This window comes from Sphingobacterium chuzhouense, from assembly GCF_014692525.1.
GTDB lineage: Bacteria > Bacteroidota > Bacteroidia > Sphingobacteriales > Sphingobacteriaceae > Sphingobacterium > Sphingobacterium chuzhouense.
In genome coordinates, this window is sequence record NZ_JACNYL010000005.1 from 229,627 (window position 1) to 254,867 (window position 25,241).

Here is a 25,241-nt window from a genome sequence, read left to right on the forward strand (position 1 = left end):
TTTAAAATTGAAAATCAAGACCAAACATTATTCTTCTTGGGAGCGGGTAAGGCGAAGTTGTGCTTCCTATTGCCGCTGCTTCTGGATCTAAACCGGAATAGTCTGTGATTGTGAACAAATTATCAACCGATATACTGGTATTGAGGTTTTTAATTCGCACTTTATCTAACCAACCACCTCGGAAAGAATACCCCAGATTTAGGTTACGCAACCGGATATAAGAGCCGTCTTCCAAATAGCGGGAGGATACTCCATTTGATCGGTTGTTACCTCCATAAAATGCTCGCGGGTGCGTCGCATTGGGATTCTCCGGGCTCCAACGTGACCATCCATCTCTTAATTTCATCTGGTTATAGGTGGCGTAGGCGCCATCACTATCAAACAGCTCGCGACCGCTATTATAGACCAGTAGTCCCTGTGTAAAAGCAAAGTTTGCGGATAAATGGATATTTTTATATTTAAACGTCGTATTGAGTCCTCCGAAATAATCCGGGGTCGAAGTTCCAGCATGCTGTAAAGTAGCTGCCGCGTAGTTGCCGGTAATGGAAGTTTCACCCGTCTGTGCATTTTCTATTTCCCATTGTGGAGTGCCATCCTCCGGGTTCACGCCAGCCCATTTACGTAAGAACCAGGTATTAATATCATATCCTTCTTCGTAGACTTGTTTATCATCGATCTGCCGGGAGCCCCCGTAAAGTTCCGTAATTTTATTCCGATTAAAACCGATATTAAAACCTAAATTCCATTGGAAATCTGCTGATTGGATGACATCTGCATCCACAGTGAGCTCAATACCTCGGTTGCGCACACTACCTATATTGTCCCAATAACCGTCGTAGCCAGAGATATAGGGCAATGGAACAAAATGCAGCAATCCGGAAGTCTGACGGTTGTAGGCTTCCAACGTCAATTGCACGCGGTTATAGAGACTGGTTTCCACGCCTATATTGGCAGAATATGTTTTTTCCCAAGTCAAATCCCTATTCCCCAGCTGAGACGGGAACGCTGTAGGATCACCGTTGTATTGCTCGTTGACCGAGAACAATTCATATTGCGGATACAGCGTTTCTGGCGTATTACCCACACCTCCATAAGCAGCCTTTATACGTAGAAAATCAATCGCTTCGACATTAAAAAAGGACTCTTTATGTATGTTCCATGCACCACTTACTGAAAAGAAATTACCATACTTCGTATTCGTTCCGAAGCGGGAAGACCCATCCCGCCGGAATGACGCCTGCATAATATAGCGGTCTGCATAGCTATAGTTAACGTTCATCAATACCGATTGGAAAGCATAATCATTGGTCGTACCTTCCAAGGACAAAGGTTCCGATGCACCATCAGGTACCGTGATGCCCGGCACAATACCCTTACCAATACCTACATTATTCTTGTAAGCATAGTCGTTATACTCATAAGCCACTAAAGCGTCAATCATGTGCTCATCAAAAGACTTTTTATACGTAAGCATCTGATTCGTAAAACGGGTTGTTCGATACGCATTGGCATTTTCCAAGCGCCCTTGATCCGATAAGCCGGCGATAGATCGAGGATCGACATAGTCCATACCGTCCGCTACATAGTAGGTGATGTTATTGGTTGTCTTAAATGTTAACGACGGCAGTATTTCATAAGATGCATCCAGATTGGCCATAATGTTAAATACATTCTCCTTACTGTAATTCCATTGCAAATCGTATAAATAGTTGGTCAAATCTCTTCCTCTCCAACCTGATCCCGGCGCTTGCGCATTAATTGGGCTGCCCGATTCATCGTATGGCTTATCCCACGGCAGATATGTAAACATGTCATACAAACTATGCTCCCGATCATCCGTCGTACTGTAGGTCATAGATAATTTAGGGCTCACCGTGAGTTTATCGGAAATCTTATAATCTAGGTTCAGGCGTCCGGCAAACCGCTCAAACGTCATTCCTTTTACCGAACCGGATTCTTTAAAATAGTTGAAACCCGTAAATACACTGGTTTTGCCCGAATTGCCATTCAAAGAAAGGTTATAATCTTGGATTATACCGGTCTGTGTCCCCAGTTTTTGCCAATCGGTGTTTGTTTGGAGTAGGTCTTCATTATACCAAGAAGGTATACCACTCTGGTTACCGAACGTCGACCAAAAATCATATAACTCCGGTCCATCCATCACTTTAAAGCCGCCAGTATTGAAATCCGAAGCGCCTGTTTTACTGCTGAAGCTAATGGTTGTTTGCCCGTCACCTTTTGCTCGACGGGTGGTCACGACGACCACGCCATTTGCGCCACGTGAACCATATAAAGCTGCCGAAGAGGCATCTTTCAAAACGGAAATCGACTCTACATCTTGTGGATTTAAACGGGGAGTATCGTGCTGAATAACCCCGTCGACTACCCAAATAGGATCACGGGAAGAGCGGATAGAGCTTACGCCCCGAATACGGATCGTAGGTAATTGCCCCGGTTGACCCGTTCCAGCACTCACATCTAAACCGGCAACTTTCCCTTGCAACATATTGCTCACATTCGGTGACGCTACATCGGTCAGCTCGTCACTGCTTATAATCGCAACGGATCCGGTAATATTTTCCTTTTTCTGACTGCTATACCCCACGACAACTACTTCTTCTAAATCAGCAATCGAAGGTACCATCACAATCGTCATATAGGTGTCTTCAACTGAGATTTCACGGGTGATATAACCTACATAACTACACTGGATTTGGCTGTTCCCCGGTTGTAACGCCAACGAAAACTCACCTTTATCATCCGTTGACGTCCTTCCTTGCCCATCAACTTCCTGGATAGACACACCAACAAGGGGATGGTTGTCCGAATCTGTAACTTTTCCCGTTATTGTACGCTGCTGTCGGGTAGGTGCCTTATTTTTTGCCGCTCTATTGAGTACAATGTTATGGTCGTAAACTTCATAACCGATACCTAAAGGTTCAAAAAGTGCTTTGAGTGCATCTGACAGCACATATTCTTTTGAAGCAGGTATAACGGTTGCTTGGTTCGCACCGATCAGCTCCGGACTATATACGAATGTGACCCCAAAAGCTTTTTCCAATGCTTTAAGTTGGTTACTCATGGTCTGGGTAGATTTTATTAAAGGTGCTTTCTTCGTTAGTACACCTTGTGCGATGGTGTTATTCGCAAAGGCTGTTCCCATAACCATCAGTAAAAAAAAGAGTTGCAATGTTCCTATTTTCATAAGGATTAACAGAGTTGAATTATTTTTCATACATTAGGATGTTAGATTTTATGATTAAGATTTAACAGATTTTTTGTTCTCAACATCCGTCGAACGACCAATTTTTCGGATGTATGAGATGTATTTTTGTCAGCGATGTTCCAGACATCGCTGATATTTTTCTCTTCCTTGTCTCTATATTCCCATACGCTATTTTTTAGTTTGATAGAATAATGATGCGGCCATCCACCAATTGATATTTTGCTTCCACCGCCTTACAGATTAATGCCAACTTTTCATACAGGTGCAAATCACCCAAAGACAATGTTATGGTGCGTTGTGCCAACCCCTCCTCCGGAATTTCAATGGCTATATTATATTGATCAGCTAAAGCGTCCAATACAATCTCCAGTGGGCTTTCCTGAAACGTAAACAATTCGTCCACGATCTCCTTAGACAATGGAGCTTGTTCACGCATAGCTTCTTGGATCAGTTCGTTCTTATTTACTTCATATATTGCTTCTTGATTTGCGGAGACACGTAAAGTCTCATTGCCACTTTTAACTTCAACCAACCCCGTATTGACTGTCACTCTGTGAGCCGAATTTTGCCGGTTGGCACTGACACGGAAACTCGTTCCTAAAACTTTCGTTTCCAAATGTTCGGTACGCACGATAAAGGGCATTTGTGGCATACGTTCGACTTCGAAGAAGGCTTCTCCCGTCAAATGAACCACTCTGTCTTTCAAAAAGCCCTGCTCATCATACACAATAGAACCCTGCGGATCGAGTACGATAGTAGAATTGTCCGGCAACAGCACAACTAACGGTATCGTAGCGGTATTGGTAATTTTTTTCTTATTTACATTTTCTTTTACATTTTCTGTAATCAAATACATGTCTTGCTGTTGTTCTCCGAATTGGAAATATAGAAATGCTCCGATAGTGATCAACAGGGAAGCAGCAACCGTCCATGCGGCCAATTTGTAATTTGCAAAACGATTCTTTGTTAGCAGTACCTCCGTATGCCGGGTATACTGTTTTATATTGGCCATCAGATCAGCTTTCATTCCTGCCGGCATTTTGGAATGGGGTTTTATCTGTATCCTTAGCAAGATGTCACGGGCCTGTTCGATAAGAGGAACGACCTTAGGATTGGTCGTCATTACATTTTCCCAATAGCGGTTGGAATCTATATCCGGAAATAAAACCCAGTTAACGAAATCATCATCAATAAGGAAATCTTCTATTAAATATGCCGCATATTTCTTCATTACATGGACTCTTTTATTATAAAGAGGCAGGTATTAAAGAAATCTACTCATACATATTTAAAAAAAGTAAAAAAATTATACTGTACATCAACGCGACTACGGCTTCATAATCCACAACTTTCCGCAATGCAGATAAAGCACTGCGTTGCAGGTTGTATACCGACTGCCTGTTTAATTGCATGAGCTCGGCTATTTTATCCTGTTTTAATCCTTGATAAAATCGAAGATAAAGTAGCTCTTTTTGGCGTGGTGCCAAGGAAGCAATATAGGATAAGAATTTTTGCTGTGCTTCGGGAGAAATAGGAGACTCCTGTTCAATCTCAATGTTAAGCTGGAAATTTGTTTCGTCGTAGATTTGTTCCAGTGGCGTGGACTGTGCCCATTTCGGTATTTCCCGAATGACTTTCTGTCTTAGGGATTTCATCAAATAGAATTTGACCGATCTCACTTCGCTCAAATTTTCTTTCCTATTCCACAACACATAGAAAATATCTTGGATACAGTCCTTTATAAGTTCGCTGTCTTTTGAGAATCGTACGCCATAGTCGTACAGAACGTCGCTATACTTATCTACAATTTGGGTAAAGGCTTCGACATCTCCACGTTGAAATCTTCGCCACAATAGCTCATCATCTTGCCGATAGTGTTCCATACTTCATGATATGCTTATGGTCGTTTGTTGAATTAGCAAAGCTAACATCCCGTCGTTATTTGTTCATTAATAAAACATAAACTATTTATTAGGCTTTGTCATGGAATTATATCACTGACAGTAATAGTACTTTTCTATTATATTACGTTATGTAATATCAATATTACAGAATATAAACGAGGTGTGCAAAAAGAAGTTCTAAGCAATCGATTGTTTAAACAGTAGCGATCACCTATCCGATTCTGTGTTAACATCCCCAGCTCCATTAAAAGCAAATTTGGTTTACACTCATTTTTTCTTAAATTTGAGAAACATCAAAGTAAAACCATTATGACAAATTTGCTCAACAACCACCAACATTTCCCTAGAAAAGCAATGATCAATGTATTCACCGATCTCTTTAAAATCTTACCTGAACTGATCGGAGAGTTAACACCAGAAGGATGGGAAAAAAGTGCCTATCATGCGTTATTCCATTTAAACGCAAGAGAACATTTCTTTGAGAAACTCTATTACAAGGTTATAGACCATAACTTTGACCTGCAGCACGGAACAGACTCCCGCGTCCGAAAAACAGGCGTTCTATCAGAAAACCCAATTGATCAAGAAATCTGGGAAGTGTTAAACACTATTGATCCTATTACAACAAGTTATGAAAAGAGACCGTACAGCCCTGAATTGGAATTGGCTTCTTTATTCGCAGAAACGCTCTTTTTTTTATCCCGTTGCCTTTATTTTCAATCCAAAGATTCCGAAGAATGGTTAGAAGTACATCCTGAAGTGGCTAGCAATGCTGCTACCATTGTTGCCCGTGACTTAGGAATATTTGAGGGACGGTCTTATACACAGTTCCCAAGAATTTATGGGTACAAACGAATGTTGATCCGTAAGGTTAAATGGCTCCCGCTTATGAAAATTTTGATAGGGGCATTCCAAAAAACGGAATATTCGTTGGTATATATTGATTACGAACTTCTGGAAGTTATAGAGAATCATTTGAACGAGCCTAATGAAACATCAAAGAAGATCCCTAATTATAAAAATAGGGAACACTATCAGTTAGGCATAACCAGTGATCCCGACATCGACGAGGTTTTCAATAACGCAGCGAGGGAGCTACCCTCCGAAGCGGTTATCGCTTATTTCGATGTTTATGGTGACTGGCCCCAAGGCTATCCGCCGACGCAAGAAGAATATTTCGCATTATACAAAAAGCTGGAGGAAAAGGGGTAACCAATCAATTGCCTTGCCATGACACAGACCAATGATAGCATTCGTATTTCATTACCTAAATCTGACGTAGCGGGCGACAGTAGCCCTCCGGGGCTGCATCTTAATTTTCTGACAGCGGACGATTTTATTCTTTGCGAGAAGAAACAGTATGTTGCTTCCAGGCAGCAGAAAGATATGTATGTCATGGAAGTCAAAGGAACGTTTGAATCAGACTGGCATATAGAGCTTCCGGCGCAACCAGACTGTTTTTGGTTGCTTTTTCAGTTTGCCGGGCACTCTCAACGAGACAAAGCACAACACACCGCATTATCCATTGATGGATATCGGGGTTTTTACGGCATGAGCCGGCCACAGAGAATAGGTATCAAGACCGGAAGGGTCTGGATGGTGCTGCTGGGTTTGAATATCGACAACGCAAAAGCCTTTACATCCGAATGGCCTTTGCTCAAAAAGCCAACTACCGCAGCCCAGCCCTACTTTTCCAGGATAAACATCGGCTACCGTATCAAACAAATCTTCAAAAAAATGCGGCAATTTGCGGATACCCCTTACTCGCTACATGGCAAAATTCAGGATCATTTTTGTCAACTCACAGATGTATATCATCAAGATCTGCATGATAAAGTCCGTTCGCTTCACAAAGAAGATATTGTAATCTATCATGAAGCCATCGAGTACATTACCGAGCACTATATGGATGAGGATATTAACATTGACACCATCGCTGAACGTATACATGTCAGTTCGCGCAAGCTATATCGAGCCTTCCAAGACAAACACATGACCGTCCATAAAGCCATACAGACCATCCGATTACATAAAGGTCGGGAATTACTCCGTGAAACAGATGACTCTATAGACATCATCGCTTTTCAGTTAAATTTTTCCACGGCACACTATTTCTACAAACAATTCGTACAATGCTTCGGCCATTCCCCTACCAAAGAACGGGAGATGTACCGCAAGTCGAAAAAGAAGAAAAAGCGTGGAGCTTTATAAAAAATGATGGCTCTTCCGCAAGATTGTAGCCATCTTTTGCCGTATATGAGCAATACATTCGAAAAAAAGAGCAATATTTTTTCTTTTCATATACATCCTAAGCAGAATTAGACGGATACCCCGCAAAAAAAGATCAATACTATTTTGTGCGGTATCGACATAATCCCGTATTATACTGCTATAAAATCGCACATGATCGATCTCCTGCAAAATATGTTCGATACTTTGCCACATCATAGCCTTCCCAAAAGAAAAAGAAACGGTAAAAAATGCCGATGTACCGATATCAAAAGAAATGGTATCGCTATAGTGCAAAAAAAGTGCATTCTTTTTTTGCGCTGTCGCATTCTTGCTAAAAAAAAGCGTGCTCTTTTTCAAAAAGAGAATGCGTTTATACTTTTGTCATATTTCTATATTTATTCCTAAAAAACAGCACTCAGCATATTTTAAACAACGTTTTTTTGTCATAAACCAACATACAAGAACTCGTTCTATATGGTAAAATCCTGCCAAAAGTTTTTCGGGGTACCCCCAATTTTGGCAGGATTTTACCATATCGGCGCCAAACTCATGTCGTATGTTTGTATCGTTGCAACAAGTTAAATAACAATGTATAATTTTTAAAAAAGTAAAAAAATGAGTAAACCCACAACACAATCGCAAAGATTGAAAGATGACAATCTGATGCAGTATGTAGAACAAATTATCACCAACATGAGAGCCGCGACAGCGACCTATCCGGAACCTGTACCGGGACTGGACACGATGGAAGCAGCGCTCACCGACTTCCGGCTATCGGCTACGGAAGCTGCCTATCGCGACCGCCGCGCAATCCGGATTCGGCAAGACAAAAGAAAGCGCCTGGAATACTTGCTTACCGAGTTGGCGAAATATGTGGACACGATTGCCAACAAGGACGTAAACCTCATCTTGGCTTCGGGCTTTGCGCTTCCTAAAGACGTCCAATCCTACGACGGCCCGGCACCGAAGGCTACGAACCTGGTTGCCGAACCGCAACAGGTCGGTTCCCGGCGCATCAAATTGAAGATAGACCGCTGGAAAGGAGCACGTATGTACCGGTTTGAAGCGCGCAAAAAAGGCGAAACAGAATGGCAAACGCAGTTCAGCACCAGGTCTACCTGCACGCTGGAAGGCCTCGAGATGTTTGAGGAGTACGAATTCCGTGCCACCTATATGGGCATCAACTCCGAACCGAACTACAGCAATGTAGTATCCAGCTACGTGGTTTAAGACCGTTCTGCAGAAGAACATTTTCCAAGATTAATAAATGAACTTCTAACGTAATAGAAGTAAGAAAACAACATGCAGAAGCATCATAAACTCAAAGAAAGGCGCCGTTATTTCTGATCTTCATCACGAGATTGGAATAACGGCAGCCATTTTCCATAAAAATAACTGTATATTGTAATAAAATGAAAGAGATCGTAAAAGAACATCCCCTACGCCCTATTATACTTCGATTTGACCTAAAAAAGAAAGCGCTAGATTTCGAGGTAAAGGCACTGGAAGCCTATTACCGCATGCATGACCAGACATGGGAGACGAAACAGGATCTGATGTATCATAAAGACAGTTTTTTGGAGATTGATTTGAAAACAATCGAACTCGAACACCGACTTTCACTTATAAAACAGCAACTGATTTTTCTGGAAGCGGCCTTTAAGCTCGCAGAAAACGTGGAACTCCCCGATATGGGAGAACGGTTTTCGATCGATATAGCGGATTTCTACACCGCGGTGGACAGCCATAACGAAGATCTTCGCGCGTTACATCGGTTGGTTGTGGAGGAAATGCAGTGGTTCGACGACTGGGCAGACTATATTTATGAAAACGAGTCATGGTTTGACAGGCAGGACGACAAGGGTGATGAATTGATCCACCAGGTTTTCCGCCGTTACGATGATGTTTCCGTCGATATCATCTCATTGGATCGCGACCAGCAGGAATTTTTCGGCGTACTCGGTGATACACGCAAACTCCAACAGGAATATTTTGATTATGGTGAGGAGGTCTCTGAACAATACAGCCGTGTGCATCATGAGTCCGAAGCGGTTTACCAAAGGGCGTTGCGTGTGCAGCAATATGTTAATAAGCATTATCCGTTGGATAAAAAATAGCGGTGTAGACATACTCACTAAAAAACATTCCTTTCGGTGAACATAAAAGTAAAAATCCCTTCCAACTTTGTAAATGCCTACGATGCGGATGTTCATATCATTACTAGAGCACTTATACTATCACACAACTTGATTTAACACTAACAAACAAAACTCCTGCATAAAAATGAATTTCAGAACAAAAATTCGTACATATTTTTGTATTTACGTATCCGCACTTCCATGAGCAATTATAGAGAATAACGAGGAACAAAAAGTATAGTACCACTCCCCCTAATTCACTAAAAAGCATTACTTTTGGTGAATTAATTCACTAAAAAGCATTACTTTTGGTGAATGGGAGAGAAATAATGATTGAAAGAACGATTAAAAATACAATTTCGAGCAAATTGTTTAAGGGAAAAACGATTATACTGATCGGTGCAAGGCAGGTCGGGAAAACGACGCTTATTAGAGAAATATTAAGAGGATCAGATTTTTTGTTTCTTGATGGTGATGACCCTTTGGTAAGAGAAAGGCTAACCAATCCTAACACCAAGGAAATCGAGAGCATCATTGGAAATTCCAAGATTGTTTTCATAGATGAGGCACAACGGATTGAAAACATAGGACTTACAGCAAAAATTATTCATGACCAGTTCAAAGCTGTACAGTTGATTATGAGTGGTTCATCAGCTTTTGAACTTCGGAATCAAATGAACGAACCGCTTACAGGTAGAAAATTTGAGTACTTTCTTTTCCCTGTTTCTTATGAAGAATACGAAAAATCGATCGGTTATTTAGATGCTGCAAGAGATCTCGAAAACCGTTTGATTTATGGTTTTTATCCGGATGTAATCAATAACACAGGCGAAGAGCGGGAGATTCTGAACGAGATTACGCAGAGTTACCTATTTAAAGATATCCTATCTTTCGCGAATATCAAGAAACCTGAAATCCTGGAAAAAATCCTTCAAGCATTGGCATTTCAGGTAGGAAGCGAAGTCAGTTATAACGAAATTGCACAGCTAACAGGAGTAGACAAAAACACCGTTTCAAGCTATATCCATTTACTAGAACTTTCGTATATCATCTACCCACTGACGTCATTTAGTCGCAACCTCCGTAACGAAATCAAAACAAACCGAAAGTTTTATTTCTATGATAACGGTATCCGCAATGCACTGATCCAGAATTTTAATCCAATAGGTCTACGGAACGACGTAGGGGTTTTATGGGAAAATTTTCTGATGGCTGAAAGACTCAAGCGAAATCATTACCACCGACAATACTGCAACTCCTATTTCTGGCGCACCAAACAACAACAAGAAATAGATTATGTGGAAGAGTCCGATGGAAAAATCAAAGGATTTGAGTTCAAATGGAATCCAAAAGCAAAAGCCAGTATCCCGTCAAACTTCGTTACAACGTATCAGGCGGATGTTAAGGTGGTCACCCGAGATAATTTCAGGGATTTTATTATGATGGTTGATGATGTGAAATAAGGATTTTCCGATAAATCGGGACTAATCTTGCGAGAGGCGAAAGCGAAGTCGGCTACAACGAAATAACACAGTTCATTTTTAGAATTCGAACATTTCTATTGTATCCATCGAAATACTACCGTTATTAAAAGTATACCTTACCAATTCCACCCCTTCACAAAGTAAACTTCCATAAAAGGTGTCATTTTCTTACTCTAATCCTCGTACATGTGATCGATTCCGATCAATCCTTTGACATCTCGATTCACTCTGTTTAAATTTTCCACCCATTGACTATTAGGCTTTGGTCGGAAAATACTGTACAGATCATTTGCTTTTCAAAACCGTAGACTGAATCCAAATAGCAAATACGATTTCCGCAATAAAAACACCTTTAATTACAAATACCTTAACATCAAATCATTTTTTTTAAAAAAATTACAACAAAAAACATTTTTTATTCATATATTAGCAACCAAATATTTTGAGGAGAGAAATGACAAACGAAAGATTACCGGAACAAGGGCTGTATAATCCTGACTTTGAGCGTGATGCGTGTGGTGTCGGCTTTGTAGCTCACATTAAAGGCAAGAAGTCGCATCAGCAAGTCAAGGATGCGTTAACCATGTTAGAAAACATGGAACACCGGGGTGCATGTGGTTGTGACCCTGAAAGTGGTGACGGAGCTGGGATTATGATTCAATTACCACATGAATTTTTGTGGGAAGAGTGTATAAACCTTGGCATCCAATTAGAAGAGCCGGGTTATTACGGCACGGGCATGGTCTTTCTTCCTAAAGAGGAAGAGTTGAACCAGATTTGTCGTAACACCATTATGGAAGCAACGGAAGAGCGCGGCATGAAGTTTTTAGGCTTCCGCGACGTTCCTGTCAACCGTGAGGGCATCGGCCCAACGGCATTGGGCGCAGAACCCGAGATTGTTCAGTTTTTTGTCTCTCGCCCTGATGGTGTGTCCGGCACAACGGATTTCGAACGGAAGCTTTTCGTTCTCAGGCGCCTCATTATCCAAAAAATCAAACAACATCAAGCATATCCATTACCGCTATATATCGCTTCATTGTCTTGTAAGACGATCGTATATAAAGGTCAATTAACGACCTATCAAGTCGGTACCTATTTCGAAGATCTGAGAGACCCACGTGTTGTATCGGCATTCGGATTAGTGCATTCTCGTTTTTCTACGAATACCTTCCCTTCCTGGTCGTTGGCACAGCCGTTCCGCAATATTGCGCACAATGGTGAAATCAACACCTTGACCGGAAACCTAAATTGGTTTTATGCCGGAGCAAGGGCGCTTTCATCTCCTTATTTCACTGAAGAAGAGATGCAGATATTGCTTCCTGTAGTAGATCGCGGGCAATCGGATTCGGCTTGTTTGGATAACGTCGTGGAATTGCTTTTACATAGCGGAAGAAGTTTGCCGCATGTGATGCTCATGCTTGTACCGGAAGCCTGGGACGGCAATACCCAAATGGATCCACTGAAGAGAGCATTCTATGAATACCATGCAACCTTAATGGAACCGTGGGACGGCCCTGCTGCCTTGTGTTTCACAGATGGTAATACCATTGGCGCAACACTCGATCGCAATGGTTTGCGACCGCTTCGTTTTGCTATTACCTCTGATGATCGCGTGGTCGTGGCTTCAGAAGCGGGTGCATTACCCGTACCGGAAAGCCTAATCATAAAAAAAGGCCGTCAGCAACCTGGGAAAATTTTCGTCGTGGATATGGAAAAAGGCTGTATCCGTTCCGACGAGGAAGTCAAAGGCGAACTTATTCGCCAACAACCCTACGGTGAATGGCTAGATAACTATAAAATCCGCATGGCGGAATTGGAAGCCCCTCGTGTTACATATACTTACCTTAAAAAAGAATCAGTATTCAAATACCAACAGGCATTCGGTTATTCACGTGAAGATTTAGAAAGTATCATCACGCCGATGGCATTGACCGGTTATGAGCCGATTGGCTCGATGGGTACGGATGTACCATTGGCAATTCTCTCCGACCAACCGCAACACCTGTCCAGCTATTTCAAACAATTCTTTGCCCAAGTTACCAATCCGCCGATCGATCCGATCCGCGAACGTTTGGTGATGAGCTTAGCGACATTCATCGGTAATGCGGGGAATATTTTAGTAGAAGACAAAAAATTCTGTCATTGTGTAACGTTAGAACACCCGATACTAACGTCGAGCGAATTAGAAAAACTACGTTCTATCGACACCGGTATCTTCCAGGCGAAAACGTTACAACTTTACTTCAAAGCAGACGGTAAGCCAGGTTCATTGGAAGCCGGACTAGAAAGACTATGCCGATACGCCGATGATGCCGTCCGTGATGGTTTTGAAGTCATCATTCTTTCCGATCGCGCCATTGACTCGCAACACTGTGCTATTCCATCGATCTTGGCGATATCTGCTGTACATCACCACCTTATTAAAACAGGAAACAGAGGTGCTGTAGGTTTAGTTGTCGAAGCCGGCGATGTGTGGGAAGTACACCATTTTGCTTGTCTGTTAGCTTTCGGAGCAACGGCAATCAATCCTTATATGGCATTAGCTTCGATCCGTACCATGAAAGAACTGGGACAGATCGAAACAGAATTGAGTTGGGAAGAATTAAGGAAAAATTACGTAAAAGCTATCTGTGCAGGTTTGTTAAAGATATTCTCAAAAATGGGTATCTCGACATTGCAATCTTACCACGGAGCGCAGATATTTGAAGTCCTTGGAATCGAAAAATCTGTGGTGGATACATATTTCTGTGGTTCGGTTTCCCGTATCGGGGGATTAACCTTAGATGATATTGCAACAGAAGCATTATCCAAACATTGGAGAGCTTTCGGCCAATCGCGCGTAGAACAGAAACTATTACCTGAGGGAGGCGTTTACCAATGGAAACGCCGTGGGGAACGCCATTTGTGGAATCCCGAAACGGTACACCTTTTACAAAAGGCTTGCCGCACAGGTGATTTCGAATCCTATAAGCAATACGCAGCTTTAATCAACAACCAAAAAGAACGGATGTATACATTGCGTGGATTGCTTGATTTTGCAAAGCATAGAACGCCTGTTTCGCTGGAAGAGGTAGAATCTGCAGAAAGCATCATGAAACGTTTTGCTACAGGAGCTATGTCCATGGGTTCGATTTCGACGGAAGCACATAGTACACTTGCAATAGCGATGAACCGTATCGGCGCGAAAAGCAACACAGGCGAGGGTGGTGAAGATGCTGTCCGCTTTAAACGGTTACCTAACGGTGATTCGATGCGTTCTGCTATTAAGCAGGTAGCATCTGCACGTTTTGGTGTGACGTCACACTACCTAACCGAAGCGGACGAAATCCAAATAAAGATGGCACAAGGTGCAAAACCGGGTGAAGGTGGTCAGCTACCGGGACATAAAGTAGACGAATTTATTGCCCGTCTACGTCATGCAACGCCGGGTGTCGGACTAATCTCTCCGCCGCCGCATCACGATATTTACTCTATCGAAGATCTTGCCCAATTAATTTTCGACTTGAAAAATGCAAATCGCCAAGCGAGAATCAACGTAAAACTGGTTTCTAAGGCTGGTGTAGGTACGATAGCTGCGGGAGTCGCAAAAGCACATGCTGATGTGATTCTAATCGCCGGATTTGATGGCGGTACGGGTGCATCACCATTGAGTTCTGTTAAACACGCTGGCTTACCATGGGAATTAGGACTAGCGGAAGCGCATCAAACGCTTGTACAGAACAAATTGCGTAGCCGTGTGGTCTTGCAAGCTGACGGACAAATGAAAACCGGACGCGACATTGTTATCGCCACCTTATTGGGTGCGGAAGAATGGGGTGTGGCTACAGCAGCATTGATTGCCGGTGGTTGTATCATGATGCGCAAATGCCATCTGAACACATGTCCTGTTGGCGTCGCTACACAAGATCCCGAATTGCGGAAGTTATTCTCCGGAAAACCAGAAGACATCGTCAACCTATTCCGCTTCCTTGCAGAAGAAATACGGGAGACAATGGCGCAGCTTGGTTTCCGTACGATAAACGAAATGGTAGGCCGCGCGCAGTTCCTGAAGAAACGTGAAAATATCGATCACTGGAAAGCAGCAAAGATAGATTTCTCGCAGATATTGCATGTTGCTCGAAACGAGCCATCTGAAAGTTTATACAACACACAGGAGCAGGATCATGGCATGAGTATGATTTTAGATTGGGGATTACTGAACCAAGCTAAACCTGCCATTGATACAAAGACACCTGTATTCGGCACATTCAAAGTAAAAAATACTGATCGTACCATAGGTACATTGTTATCGAATGAGATATCCAAAGTACACGGTGCAGACGGATTACCGGACAACACCATCAACTTCAAGTTTGAAGGCTCAGCCGGTCAATCGTTTGGTGCATTTGGCGTGAAAGGGCTTTCGTTTGAATTGGAAGGTGAAGCCAACGATTATGTAGGCAAAGGACTTTCGGGGGCACAACTTGCTATCTACCCAACAGATGACAGTCCGTTGATAGCACATGAGAACATCATCATTGGTAACGTTGCTTTATATGGCGCAACATCGGGTCACCTCTTTATCAACGGTATGGCAGGCGAGCGTTTTGCAGTAAGAAACTCCGGAGCTACAGCCGTCGTGGAAGGTATCGGCGATCACGGTTGTGAATATATGACAGGAGGGCGTGCCTTAATTCTGGGCGAAACAGGACGTAACTTTGCTGCTGGTATGAGTGGCGGTATCGCTTGGATTTATGACATCGCAGGCAACTTCCGTGATAACTGTAACCAGGAGATGGTAGACCTTGATCCGTTGGATACAGAAGATGAAAACGAGATCATCGCTTTGTTGAAGCGCCATATACACCTCACCAACAGTGAGCGGGCGAATTTCATCTTGCAAAACTGGGCAAGCGAAAAGAGTAAGTTTATCAAAGTATTCCCGCGCGAATACAAGAATGTGTTACGTAAAAAATTAGTGGAAGCTTAATTAGCGGAGGAAATAGTAGTCATGGGAAAACCAACAGGATTTTTAGAATTTGAAAGAGCGCTTCCTCAGAAAGAATCTGTAGAGAGCAGAAAACAAAATTATCAAGAATTTGTACATAGCTACACCGACGACCAACTGAATCAACAGGCGGCACGGTGTATGAATTGCGGCATTCCTTTTTGCCATTCGGGATGTCCGCTGGGGAATGTGATTCCAGAATTCAACGACGCCGTTTATGACGCCCGTTGGGAGGAAGCATATAACATCTTGGTATCGACCAATAACTTCCCCGAATTTACGGGAAGAATTTGTCCAGCACCCTGTGAATCAGCTTGTGTGCTAGGCATCAACAAACCACCGGTCGCTATAGAAGAGATCGAGAAGCACATCATTGAAATTGCTTTCAAGAAAAATTACGTACAGCCGAATAAAAGCTATATCAAGACAGGCAAGCGCGTGGCAGTAGTGGGCTCCGGCCCTGCCGGTCTTGCCGCCGCCGCACAATTGAACAAAGCGGGTCATGATGTTGTAGTCTACGAGCGTGATGATAAAGTAGGCGGCTTACTCCGTTACGGTATTCCCGATTTCAAATTGGATAAATCAGTTATCGACCGCCGTGTGGAAGTGATGGAGCAATCGGGTATCGTATTCAAAACAAATGCAGAAGTAGGCGTCAATGTTCCTGGCAGTGAATTGCAAGATTACGATGGCATTGTATTGGCAGGTGGTTCAACGATCCCACGTAATCTGCCGATTCCGGGACGCGAATTGAAAGGGGTTCACTACGCGATGGAATTTTTGAAACAACAAAACAAACGGGTAGGCAACTCCCCTATCGATGTAGAAGAAATCTTAGCAACCGATAAAAATGTATTGGTTATCGGAGGTGGTGATACGGGTTCCGATTGTGTAGGTACATCCAATCGTCACGGAGCTAAAAGTGTGACCCAATTTGAATTGATGCCACAACCACCACAGGAACGCACGGCTGCGATGCCTTGGCCTACTTACCCGATGTTGTTGAAAACTACGACATCGCACGAGGAAGGTTGTCAGCGTAATTGGGGCGTCAGCACGAAAGCATTCTTGGGAGACGATAAAGGGCACTTACGTGCTGCGTTGATTGTTGATTTAGAATGGGAAACTGACGCTTTGGGAAGACCAACCAAATTTAAGGAAGTAGAAGGCTCCGAACGGGAAATCCCTTGCGAATTGGTCACATTGGCCATGGGATTCCTTCACCCGCAACATGAGGGTTTATTACAACAACTCGGTGTGAAGCTTGATGGACGAGGTAATGTAGAAGCGCAAGAAGGCGAATATAAATCGTCTGCTGACAAGGTATTTGTAGCAGGTGATATGCGCCGCGGTCAGTCCCTTGTAGTTTGGGCTATCTCCGAAGGTCGCGAATGTGCTAGAAAAGTAGATGAATTCCTAATGGGATACTCCGAATTGGAGTGCAAGGACAAAGCAGTTTCATACGCTTAGGTTATATATAGAAAGAGAAAAAGCCGGAAAATGTCCGACTTTTTCTCTTTATCAATGCAACTTCCGATTAATCAATCTTTTCTCTCTATTTTCAATTTTCACTTTCACATAAGGATACACAAATACAGCCCCTAAAATAACAACGGCTCCTATATAAAAACCTAAGCTCATCGTTTCCTGTTGTCCAAAAATGAGTATAGCCAGAACGATACCATATATAGGCTCCATGTTCGTAGTCAGGGCAACCGTAAAAGCACTCAATTCCTTCATCACCGCAACGCCTAGTACATAGGCTACTGCCGTGCAGACTACACCAAGCAATAAAATGTAAGCCCAATCGGTATCCTGTAACCACATTTTCTCGTTGAAATCACCCATAAACAACATAATAACCGATACCCAGAAAAATGCACCCAGCATTTCATAAAACGTAATGACCGTAGGACTGGTCTTTTTGACCATACGAGCATTGAGGATAGAAAAAATACTAGCGCACAAGGCTGCTCCCAGCCCGAATATTATGCCCCATACATACTGAAACTCGAATTTAAAAATAAGATAGATACCCAATATGATAATCAAACCTATGGCTACATCTGCTTTGGATATTTTTGTTTTATTAATAATGGGCTCCAAAATGGAGGTAAATAGCGTCAATGAAGATAGTGTTACCAATGTAACAGACACCGTGGAAATCTTGATGGAATGGAAAAACAATACCCAATGCACACCGACAATACCACCGACCATAAAAAACTGTATCAGCTTTTCCTTCGTAACATGTATGGATTTACCTTTGAAGATAAAATAAATAAAAAGGGTAAGCGCCGCGATCAAAACCCGATACCATACCAAATGGACTGCCGATATAGATAGCAAACCTCCTAATACCCCTGTAAATCCCCAAATCAACACCGTGAAATGCAGGATAAGGACATTTTTATTTTTCACTATTTCGGCGCTTTATATTTTAACCAGAATGCCAGTACCAAAAACAACACATTTGGAATCAGGATCGCGATCAACGGTGGTAGTCCTCCTTTTAAGGAAAACATCGTTGAGAATTGTACCAGGACGAGAAACGTAAAACTCAGGGCTATACCAATACCCAAGCTCAAGCCGATACCTCCACGAACTTTTTTAGACGACAGTGATACGCCCATTAACGTCAAAATATAAGCTGAAAAAGGCCCAATATAACGTTTATATTTTTCCAATAATAAATCGGTCATCATACCCGTTCCTCGGGTTTCTTCTTTTGCAATACGCTGGTTTAATTCCCTGGTATCCATCGCGGTAAATACGTTGTCGTAAGTTTCGAAGTCCCTAGGTAGCATATCTAATGTTGTATCCCGATCTACCCCTTTCTCCATTGTCTCTTTCAAGCCATCAATACTCCGCACCGTATAGTCTTTTATTTTCCATTTTGTAGCGACGGAATCCCACGTGATACTTTGTGCCATCAGCTTCTCCGTGAGTTGGTCGCCGTCAAATTTCTCCATGGAGAAATTATAACCTATATTTCGCTTCGTATCAAAATTGTCGATGTACACGTACGTATTGGAATCAATCTGCATATGCGTAGACATCGTGGATGTGCTAATCTTATGCGGCTTTACATAGACATTTTCAAAATTCACCTTAATCTTATTAGTATAGGGAATAATCCAGATATTCGATACCAATGTAAATAGAAAGATAATGCTCGCCGCGATCATATAGGGTCGCAGAAAACGGTTAAAGCTCATTCCTCCACTCAAAATAGGCACGACTTCCGTTTGATCTGCCATCTTGGAGGTAAAGAAAATCACCGCGATGAAATTGATGAGCGGTGTCAACATATTCAAGAAAAAAGGGATGCTACCCAGCGCATAGTATTCCAGAAATACCTTGGACATCGGCGCTTTATATTTTAAGAAGTCATCCAGTTTCTCCGAAACATCAAAAACGACAATCACGACAATAAAAATACCTACCGTGAACACGAAAGTGCTCAGGTATTTTTTTATGATATAGCGGTCAATGATGTTCATGTTCTACAACCTTTGCCCTAAAACTTTTACCATCTTTTCTTTCCAGTCATAAAACGTACCCTCGATAATTTTCTCTCGGGCTTGTTTTACGAGCCATAAGTAAAAATGAAGGTTATGCAGCGATGCGATCTGCGCACCTAAAATCTCTTGCGACTTAATTAAATGACGAAGATAAGCTTTTGTATGTATCTGATCGACCAACAAATCGCTTTCTGCTTCAATAGGCGAAAAGTCGTCTTTCCATTTTTCATTTTTAATATTGATAATACCATTCTGCGTGAACAGCATACCATTACGCGCGTTCCTTGTGGGCATGACACAATCGAACATATCGATACCTAGCGCAATATTTTCGAGGATATTAATCGGTGTACCGACACCCATGAGGTAGCGGGGTTTATCTTGTGGCAAGATGTTGGTCACGACTTCCGTCATGGCATACATCTCTTCTGCTGGCTCGCCGACCGAAAGCCCGCCGATAGCATTACCATCCCGATTGAAAGACGCTATCACTTCCGCCGATTTTTCCCGTAAATCTTTATATACCGATCCTTGAACGATTGGAAAGAGCGTTTGCTCATATCCATACAACGGTTCGGTGCCGTCAAACCGGTCTACGCAGCGCTTTAACCAGCGATGGGTCATGTCCAACGATTTTCGAGCATAACTGTATTCACAGGGATAGGGTGTACATTCATCAAAAGCCATGATGATGTCTGCCCCAATAACACGCTGTGTGTCCATCACATTTTCCGGTGTAAAGAGATGCTTCGAACCATCAATATGTGAACGAAAAGTCACCCCTTCTTCTCTGATCTTACGTACCTCCGTCAGCGAATACACTTGATATCCGCCGGAATCCGTCAGTATAGGCCCATCCCAATGGTTAAATTTATGCAAACCACCTGCTTTATGCAGAACATCCAAACCCGGACGTAAGTACAAGTGATACGTATTTCCTAGAATAATCTGCGCCTGGATATCCTCCACCAGTTCGTGCTGGTGAACAGCCTTCACCGTCCCTGCTGTACCAACAGGCATGAAAATAGGTGTCTGAATATTTCCGTGTGCAGTTTCTAGGACACCGGCTCGTGCCTTAGATGCTATATCCTTTGCCTGAAGCGTAAATTTCATATTTATAATATCCCTCGTGCCCTTTTGAGCAAAATCAATGCAAAAATAGGATAAAAATCGAGAGGAAACGAGTGCATGCCAAAATCTTAATAAAACTTAACTTTTTCACTATTTATCTTTGTAGACACCGTATCTTTGCTGCACTGTATGACACTATTGGAACAACTGTTATCTTATCTTCCGTATACACCTATAGGGGTATTGGGTATTTTGTTACTTATCCAACTCTGCTATATCTATTTTGTATATGGAAAATTAGCCTTTTATTCGATAAAATCTTTCCGCGAGACTTCGCAGCAACCTCCGGTAAGTGTTGTTATATGTGCGCACAACGAGGAGGAGAACTTAAAATCGTTTCTTCCCCAAATACTGAAGCAGGATTATCCTCTATTCGAGGTAGTATTGGTTGATGATTGTTCGGATGACGACACAAAATGGATCCTCAAAGAATTTTCTTCCAGATATCCCGAACGATTAAAGATCGTGGAAATCAAAGAACATATCCGCTTAAAACACACGAAAAAATTCGCGCTCACCATGGGTATCAAGGCTGCAGCGCATGAACACCTCATTTTCACGGATGCGGACTGTCAACCGGCAAGTCCTTTCTGGCTCGCCGAAATGACGGGAGCTTTCTCGTCTGAAAAAGAAATTGTTCTGGGCTACTCTCCTTATTTCAAACAAAACGGGTTTCTGAATAAATTGATTCGATTTGAAACAACCCATACGGCAATGAGTTATTTGTCTTATGCTTTAAAGGGAAACGCATATATGGGGGTTGGTCGCAATTTGGCATATACAAAGTCTCTCTTTTACAAAGGCAAAGGTTTTAATAAGCATATGCATATCAAATCGGGAGATGATGATCTGTTTGTAAATCACAATGCAACCAACACAAACGTGAACATCGCTATACATCGCGACGCGCACATACTATCCGTTCCTAAGACAACGTGGAAAAGCTATTATAAACAAAAAGCACGTCATTCCGGTGCTTCTACACTATATAAAAGCAAACATAAGCGCATGCTTGCAACACAATTGTTATCTGCTTTATTGTTTTACCTGATGCTGATCGTGTCTTTCGTCCTATATCCTAGCTTATGGTATATTCCACTAGGTATATATAGTGTGCGCTTGCTTAGTCAACTCTTTATTTTTAACCGTATATACACGAAACTAGTTGTTCGGGACTTGCTTATCTGGCTTCCGCTGCTTGACGTTTTGTATTATTTTTATATTTGCATCAACGGTTTGTTTAACCGCGGCAAAAAACAAACATCATGGTGATGAACAACATGAATCCAACTGTCGATATTATCTACAAATATTTCCCCGGTTTAACGGAAAGACAAAAACAACAATTTGCACAATTGGCTGAGGTATATCCATTCTGGAATGACCAGATCAACGTCATTTCGAGAAAAGATATCGATAGTCTTTATTTAAAGCATGTACTGCATTCACTCGGTATCGCCAAATTTATGCCGGAGTTCACACCGGGTACTAAGATATTGGATGTTGGAACCGGAGGTGGTTTTCCAGGTATACCGTTAGCCATCCTTTTTCCAGAGGTACAATTTCATCTCGTCGATTCTATCGGAAAAAAAATTAAAGTCGTACGTGAAGTGGCAGAGGCTCTCGGCCTAGAAAACGTAGAGGCTGACCATATCCGTGCAGAGCAATTGGATTATAAATATGATTTTATAGTATCACGAGCAGTAACTCGTTTGGGCGAGTTTGCGCCGTGGGTTCGGAACAAATTTGCAAAGCAGGATCGAAACGGTCTTCCAAACGGAATCCTTTATTTGAAAGGAGGCGATCTTCGGGACGAAATTAAAGAATCGCGGCTAAAAGCAGAACTGCATGCCTTATCTTCCTATTTTAAAGAGGATTTCTTTGATACGAAATATGTGGTATATGTGCCGATGTAGGGTGCGTAATTTACCCTTTTAATTCTTCATCTATCTGTTGCCCAATAAGATTCACTTCCTCGTCCATCCCAAACATGGGCAGTTCAGTTTCGGGATTCAACTTTAGCCAGGAGGTGTCTGTATCTTTTACAATCTTAACGTATTCTTTTCCCTCTTTGAAAACAAGATAAACATCTTTTTCCTCTGGAAAGACGGAATATATGAAGTTTCCGATCTCTATATCAAATGGTTCTTGCGCTCCTTGTAATTCCATGCTTGTTAATTTTTAATCAAAGTTAGGGTTTTTATATAAATTTCTTATCTTTAGGTTTCTGAATTATGACCATGCTCAAACAAATAGCACTTACAAAGATCAAAGGTGTTGGCGCTAAGACAGCGCGCGCCCTATTAACTCACTGCGGTTCAGTTGATAATATTTTCGAGGCCAGCAAAAAGCAATTACTTTCAATTCCCAATATCGGGAACGCAACAGTTGAATCTATCCTCTCGAAGAATTATCTACGTGAAGCCGAACAAGAACTGGCTTTTATTGAAAAGCACAATATTGAAATTCTTTGGATCGAGGAAGCAAAATATCCGCGTCGTCTAAAGCAGTGCGAAGACGCTCCGCTCTTACTTTATTACAAGGGTGCAGCCGATTTAAATCCCCATCGATGTGTCAGTATTGTGGGCACTAGGAATGCAACAGCTTATGGAAAACGTCTTTGCGAAGAGCTGGTTTCCACTTTACAGGAATACAACATACAAATTGTGAGTGGTTTAGCTTATGGCATCGATGTGCAAGCACATCGGCTGGCGCTTAAGCACAATATTCCTACTATCGGTGTCCTGGGGCATGGACTGGATAGGATATACCCATTTGCACATCGGGATATTGCCTCCCGCATGCTGGAAGAAGGAGGTTTGCTTACCGAATATCCATCTAGCACCATTCCTGATCGCAATAATTTCCCGGCAAGAAACCGGATCATCGCCGGGTTGGCCGACGTGACCATTGTTGTGGAAGCTGCAAAGAAAGGCGGTGCACTGATTACTGCCGAGATTGCTAATAGCTATAATAGGGATGTGTGCGCTTTCCCTGGAGGTATAGACCAGGAATATTCTGCCGGCTGTAATTATCTGATTAAAACGCACCGTGCCCACCTTATTCGCCACGCAAATGACTTGATTTACTTGATGGGATGGGAGCGTCCTAAGCCTAAACCAGAGGTATTACAACTTCCGCTATTAACAAATAGTCTTAGCAAAGATGAACAACGGGTGTACAATTTCTTATATGAAAAGGAACAGGCTCGCGTTGACGAAATAGCGCTATACCTAGATTGGCCCACGAGCAAATTAGCGATGATACTTCTGGAAATGGAAATGAACGGTATACTTCTATCTTTACCAGGAAAAACGTACAAGATACTTTAAAGTGCTTATCGAACGACATTATTTTTAACTGACAATCAAGCGCCTAAGCAAAGTAACATAAAAAGTTTTCCAAAGAACTATTTTTTTACTACTTTTGTCGCAGGCAAGTCTCCTACGACCAGCTCCCTTTGACTCCCCCAGGTTGGGAACAAAGCAAGGGTATTAGGTTGAGCGGTGCGATAGGAGTAGCTTGCCTATTTTTATTTTATAAACCTCACACGCTCTATCACTTTCATAATCCGTCCCGTTCTCACACGCTTTTTTATATTTTTTTTCGTTTATTTGTAGTCCGAATTATCGTGATCTTATGAGTTGGTTTAAAAGAAACAAGGCAGGTATCAATACTGCAACCGAAAATAAAAAGGAAGCGCCTGATGGCATGTGGAATAAATGTCCGAATTGCAAAAAGCCGCTATTGAACAGTGAACAAATTGAAAACCAATACGTTTGTCAGTATTGTGATTATCATATCCGTATCGGTTCTGCTGCCTATTTCTCTGTCCTTTTCGATGACAACAAATACACAGAGCTATTTGAAAACTTAACGTCAGGTGACCCGCTTCAATTTTCCGATACAAAACCTTATCCTGTTCGACTAGCCGATAGCCAGGCGAAAACCGGATTAAAAGATGCTATCCGATGTGCACATGGTAAAATGGAAGGTCAAGATATCGTGATTGCTTGTATGGATTTCACTTTTATTGGTGGTTCCATGGGCTCGGTAGTTGGTGAGAAAATCGCCCGCGCTATCGATTACTGTATTGCGCATAAAATTCCTTTCATGTTGATTTCCAAATCGGGCGGCGCGCGTATGATGGAAGCTGCTTTCTCCCTAATGCAGATGGCAAAGACATCGGCGAAACTGGCGTTGTTAGCACAGGCTAAAATACCTTATGTTTGTTTATTAACCGATCCGACTACAGGTGGTGTAACGGCTTCCTATGCCATGTTGGGAGATATCAACATTGCTGAACCGGGTGCATTGATCGGATTTGCAGGCCCTCGTGTTATCAAAGAAACCATAAAAAAGGATTTACCTAAAGGTTTTCAGACATCTGAATTTGTTTTAGAACACGGCTTTCTAGATTTTATTGTAGATCGCCGGAATCTTAAAAAGAAGGTCGCAAGTTATTTACGATTAGTGAAATAAACGACAACTAAACATATTTCCTAAAAGCCCATAATTTACGGTTTTTTAAATAATGCAGATTTTTTTCATTTCGGTAGGCTTCCCGCTCAAAAGAAATATTAAGGTAAGCTTGCCGAAATTTTTTGTATTGTAA

18 protein-coding genes and 1 other RNA gene are annotated in these 25,241 nt (G+C 42.2%); 12 read left to right on the forward strand and 7 right to left on the reverse strand.

Going from position 1 to position 25,241, the window contains the following annotated elements; translation table 11 throughout:
• Position 1: 1 nt before the first annotated feature.
• From H8B21_RS18670 to H8B21_RS18680, 3 genes are all read right to left on the reverse strand, one after another.
• A complete protein-coding gene (locus tag H8B21_RS18670; RefSeq protein ID WP_223815142.1) occupies positions 2-3,205 on the reverse strand; it encodes a SusC/RagA family TonB-linked outer membrane protein in 3,204 nt (1,067 codons plus the stop codon).
• A 196-nt stretch (positions 3,206-3,401) separates the two neighbouring features.
• Positions 3,402-4,457 (reverse strand): FecR family protein, encoded by a 1,056-nt coding sequence (locus tag H8B21_RS18675; RefSeq protein WP_190315361.1) that lies wholly within the window; start codon positions 4,455-4,457, stop codon positions 3,402-3,404.
• Positions 4,458-4,500: 43 nt separating this feature from the next.
• Complete coding sequence (locus H8B21_RS18680; RefSeq protein ID WP_190315362.1) at positions 4,501-5,109, reverse strand: RNA polymerase sigma factor; 609 nt, start codon at positions 5,107-5,109, stop codon at positions 4,501-4,503.
• A gap of 330 nt (positions 5,110-5,439) precedes the next feature.
• Here H8B21_RS18680 and H8B21_RS18685 point away from each other — a divergent pair, with 330 nt between their 5' ends.
• The 7 genes from H8B21_RS18685 to H8B21_RS18715 all read left to right on the forward strand — a co-directional run bounded on the left by H8B21_RS18685 (position 5,440) and on the right by H8B21_RS18715 (position 17,441).
• Entirely contained in the window at positions 5,440-6,342 is a 903-nt protein-coding gene (locus H8B21_RS18685) for a hypothetical protein (protein WP_190315363.1), read from the forward strand.
• Between the two features lie 18 nt (positions 6,343-6,360).
• Positions 6,361-7,341 (forward strand): helix-turn-helix domain-containing protein, encoded by a 981-nt coding sequence (locus H8B21_RS18690; RefSeq protein WP_190315364.1) that lies wholly within the window; start codon positions 6,361-6,363, stop codon positions 7,339-7,341.
• A gap of 636 nt (positions 7,342-7,977) precedes the next feature.
• Positions 7,978-8,592 (forward strand): fibronectin type III domain-containing protein, encoded by a 615-nt coding sequence (locus H8B21_RS18695; RefSeq protein WP_190315365.1) that lies wholly within the window; start codon positions 7,978-7,980, stop codon positions 8,590-8,592.
• Positions 8,593-8,774: 182 nt separating this feature from the next.
• Positions 8,775-9,479 carry a hypothetical protein gene (locus tag H8B21_RS18700; protein WP_190315366.1) on the forward strand — a complete coding sequence of 235 codons (705 nt, stop codon included), beginning with the start codon at positions 8,775-8,777 and terminating at the stop codon, positions 9,477-9,479.
• A gap of 350 nt (positions 9,480-9,829) precedes the next feature.
• On the forward strand, positions 9,830-10,963 hold the full coding sequence (locus H8B21_RS18705; protein ID WP_190315367.1) for an ATP-binding protein: 1,134 nt from the start codon (positions 9,830-9,832) through the stop codon (positions 10,961-10,963).
• Positions 10,964-11,438: 475 nt separating this feature from the next.
• Positions 11,439-15,953: a glutamate synthase large subunit gene (gene gltB / locus H8B21_RS18710; protein ID WP_190315368.1), complete on the forward strand. Its 4,515-nt coding sequence runs from the start codon at positions 11,439-11,441 to the stop codon at positions 15,951-15,953.
• Between the two features lie 21 nt (positions 15,954-15,974).
• The gene (locus tag H8B21_RS18715) at positions 15,975-17,441 is read left to right on the forward strand and encodes a glutamate synthase subunit beta (protein ID WP_190315369.1); all 1,467 of its coding nucleotides are present in this window, start codon (positions 15,975-15,977) and stop codon (positions 17,439-17,441) included.
• Positions 17,442-17,492: 51 nt separating this feature from the next.
• On the opposite strand, the gene H8B21_RS18720 is transcribed toward H8B21_RS18715, so the two are convergent.
• From H8B21_RS18720 to tgt, 3 genes are read right to left on the reverse strand one after another with little or no spacing between them, the layout of a single operon-like run.
• Entirely contained in the window at positions 17,493-18,395 is a 903-nt protein-coding gene (locus H8B21_RS18720) for a DMT family transporter (protein WP_190315430.1), read from the reverse strand.
• A complete protein-coding gene (locus H8B21_RS18725) occupies positions 18,392-19,474 on the reverse strand; it encodes an LptF/LptG family permease (RefSeq protein ID WP_190315370.1) in 1,083 nt (360 codons plus the stop codon). Before H8B21_RS18725 ends, H8B21_RS18720 begins: the two co-directional genes overlap by 4 nt.
• A 3-nt stretch (positions 19,475-19,477) precedes the next feature.
• Positions 19,478-20,608 (reverse strand): tRNA guanosine(34) transglycosylase Tgt, encoded by a 1,131-nt coding sequence (tgt, locus tag H8B21_RS18730; RefSeq protein ID WP_190315371.1) that lies wholly within the window; start codon positions 20,606-20,608, stop codon positions 19,478-19,480.
• Between the two features lie 147 nt (positions 20,609-20,755).
• Between tgt and H8B21_RS18735 the strand changes: the two genes are divergently transcribed.
• Both H8B21_RS18735 and rsmG read left to right on the forward strand, forming a co-directional pair.
• On the forward strand, positions 20,756-21,898 hold the full coding sequence (locus H8B21_RS18735; RefSeq protein WP_190315372.1) for a glycosyltransferase: 1,143 nt from the start codon (positions 20,756-20,758) through the stop codon (positions 21,896-21,898).
• Between the two features lie 8 nt (positions 21,899-21,906).
• Positions 21,907-22,542 carry a 16S rRNA (guanine(527)-N(7))-methyltransferase RsmG gene (gene rsmG, locus H8B21_RS18740; RefSeq protein ID WP_190315431.1) on the forward strand — a complete coding sequence of 212 codons (636 nt, stop codon included), beginning with the start codon at positions 21,907-21,909 and terminating at the stop codon, positions 22,540-22,542.
• A 10-nt stretch (positions 22,543-22,552) separates the two neighbouring features.
• Here rsmG and H8B21_RS18745 read toward each other — a convergent pair whose 3' ends face one another.
• Positions 22,553-22,795: a hypothetical protein gene (locus H8B21_RS18745; RefSeq protein ID WP_190315373.1), complete on the reverse strand. Its 243-nt coding sequence runs from the start codon at positions 22,793-22,795 to the stop codon at positions 22,553-22,555.
• A gap of 71 nt (positions 22,796-22,866) precedes the next feature.
• Between H8B21_RS18745 and dprA the strand changes: the two genes are divergently transcribed.
• The 3 genes from dprA (at position 22,867) to accD (ending at position 25,108) form a co-directional block, all read left to right on the forward strand.
• Positions 22,867-23,958 (forward strand): DNA-processing protein DprA, encoded by a 1,092-nt coding sequence (dprA, locus tag H8B21_RS18750; protein WP_317170416.1) that lies wholly within the window; start codon positions 22,867-22,869, stop codon positions 23,956-23,958.
• Positions 23,959-24,059: 101 nt separating this feature from the next.
• An RNA gene (ffs, locus tag H8B21_RS18755) (signal recognition particle sRNA small type) lies at positions 24,060-24,157 on the forward strand.
• 108 nt (positions 24,158-24,265) lie between these two features.
• Positions 24,266-25,108, forward strand: coding sequence for an acetyl-CoA carboxylase, carboxyltransferase subunit beta (gene accD / locus H8B21_RS18760; protein ID WP_190315375.1), 843 nt, complete (start codon positions 24,266-24,268; stop codon positions 25,106-25,108).
• Positions 25,109-25,241: the final 133 nt, after the last annotated feature.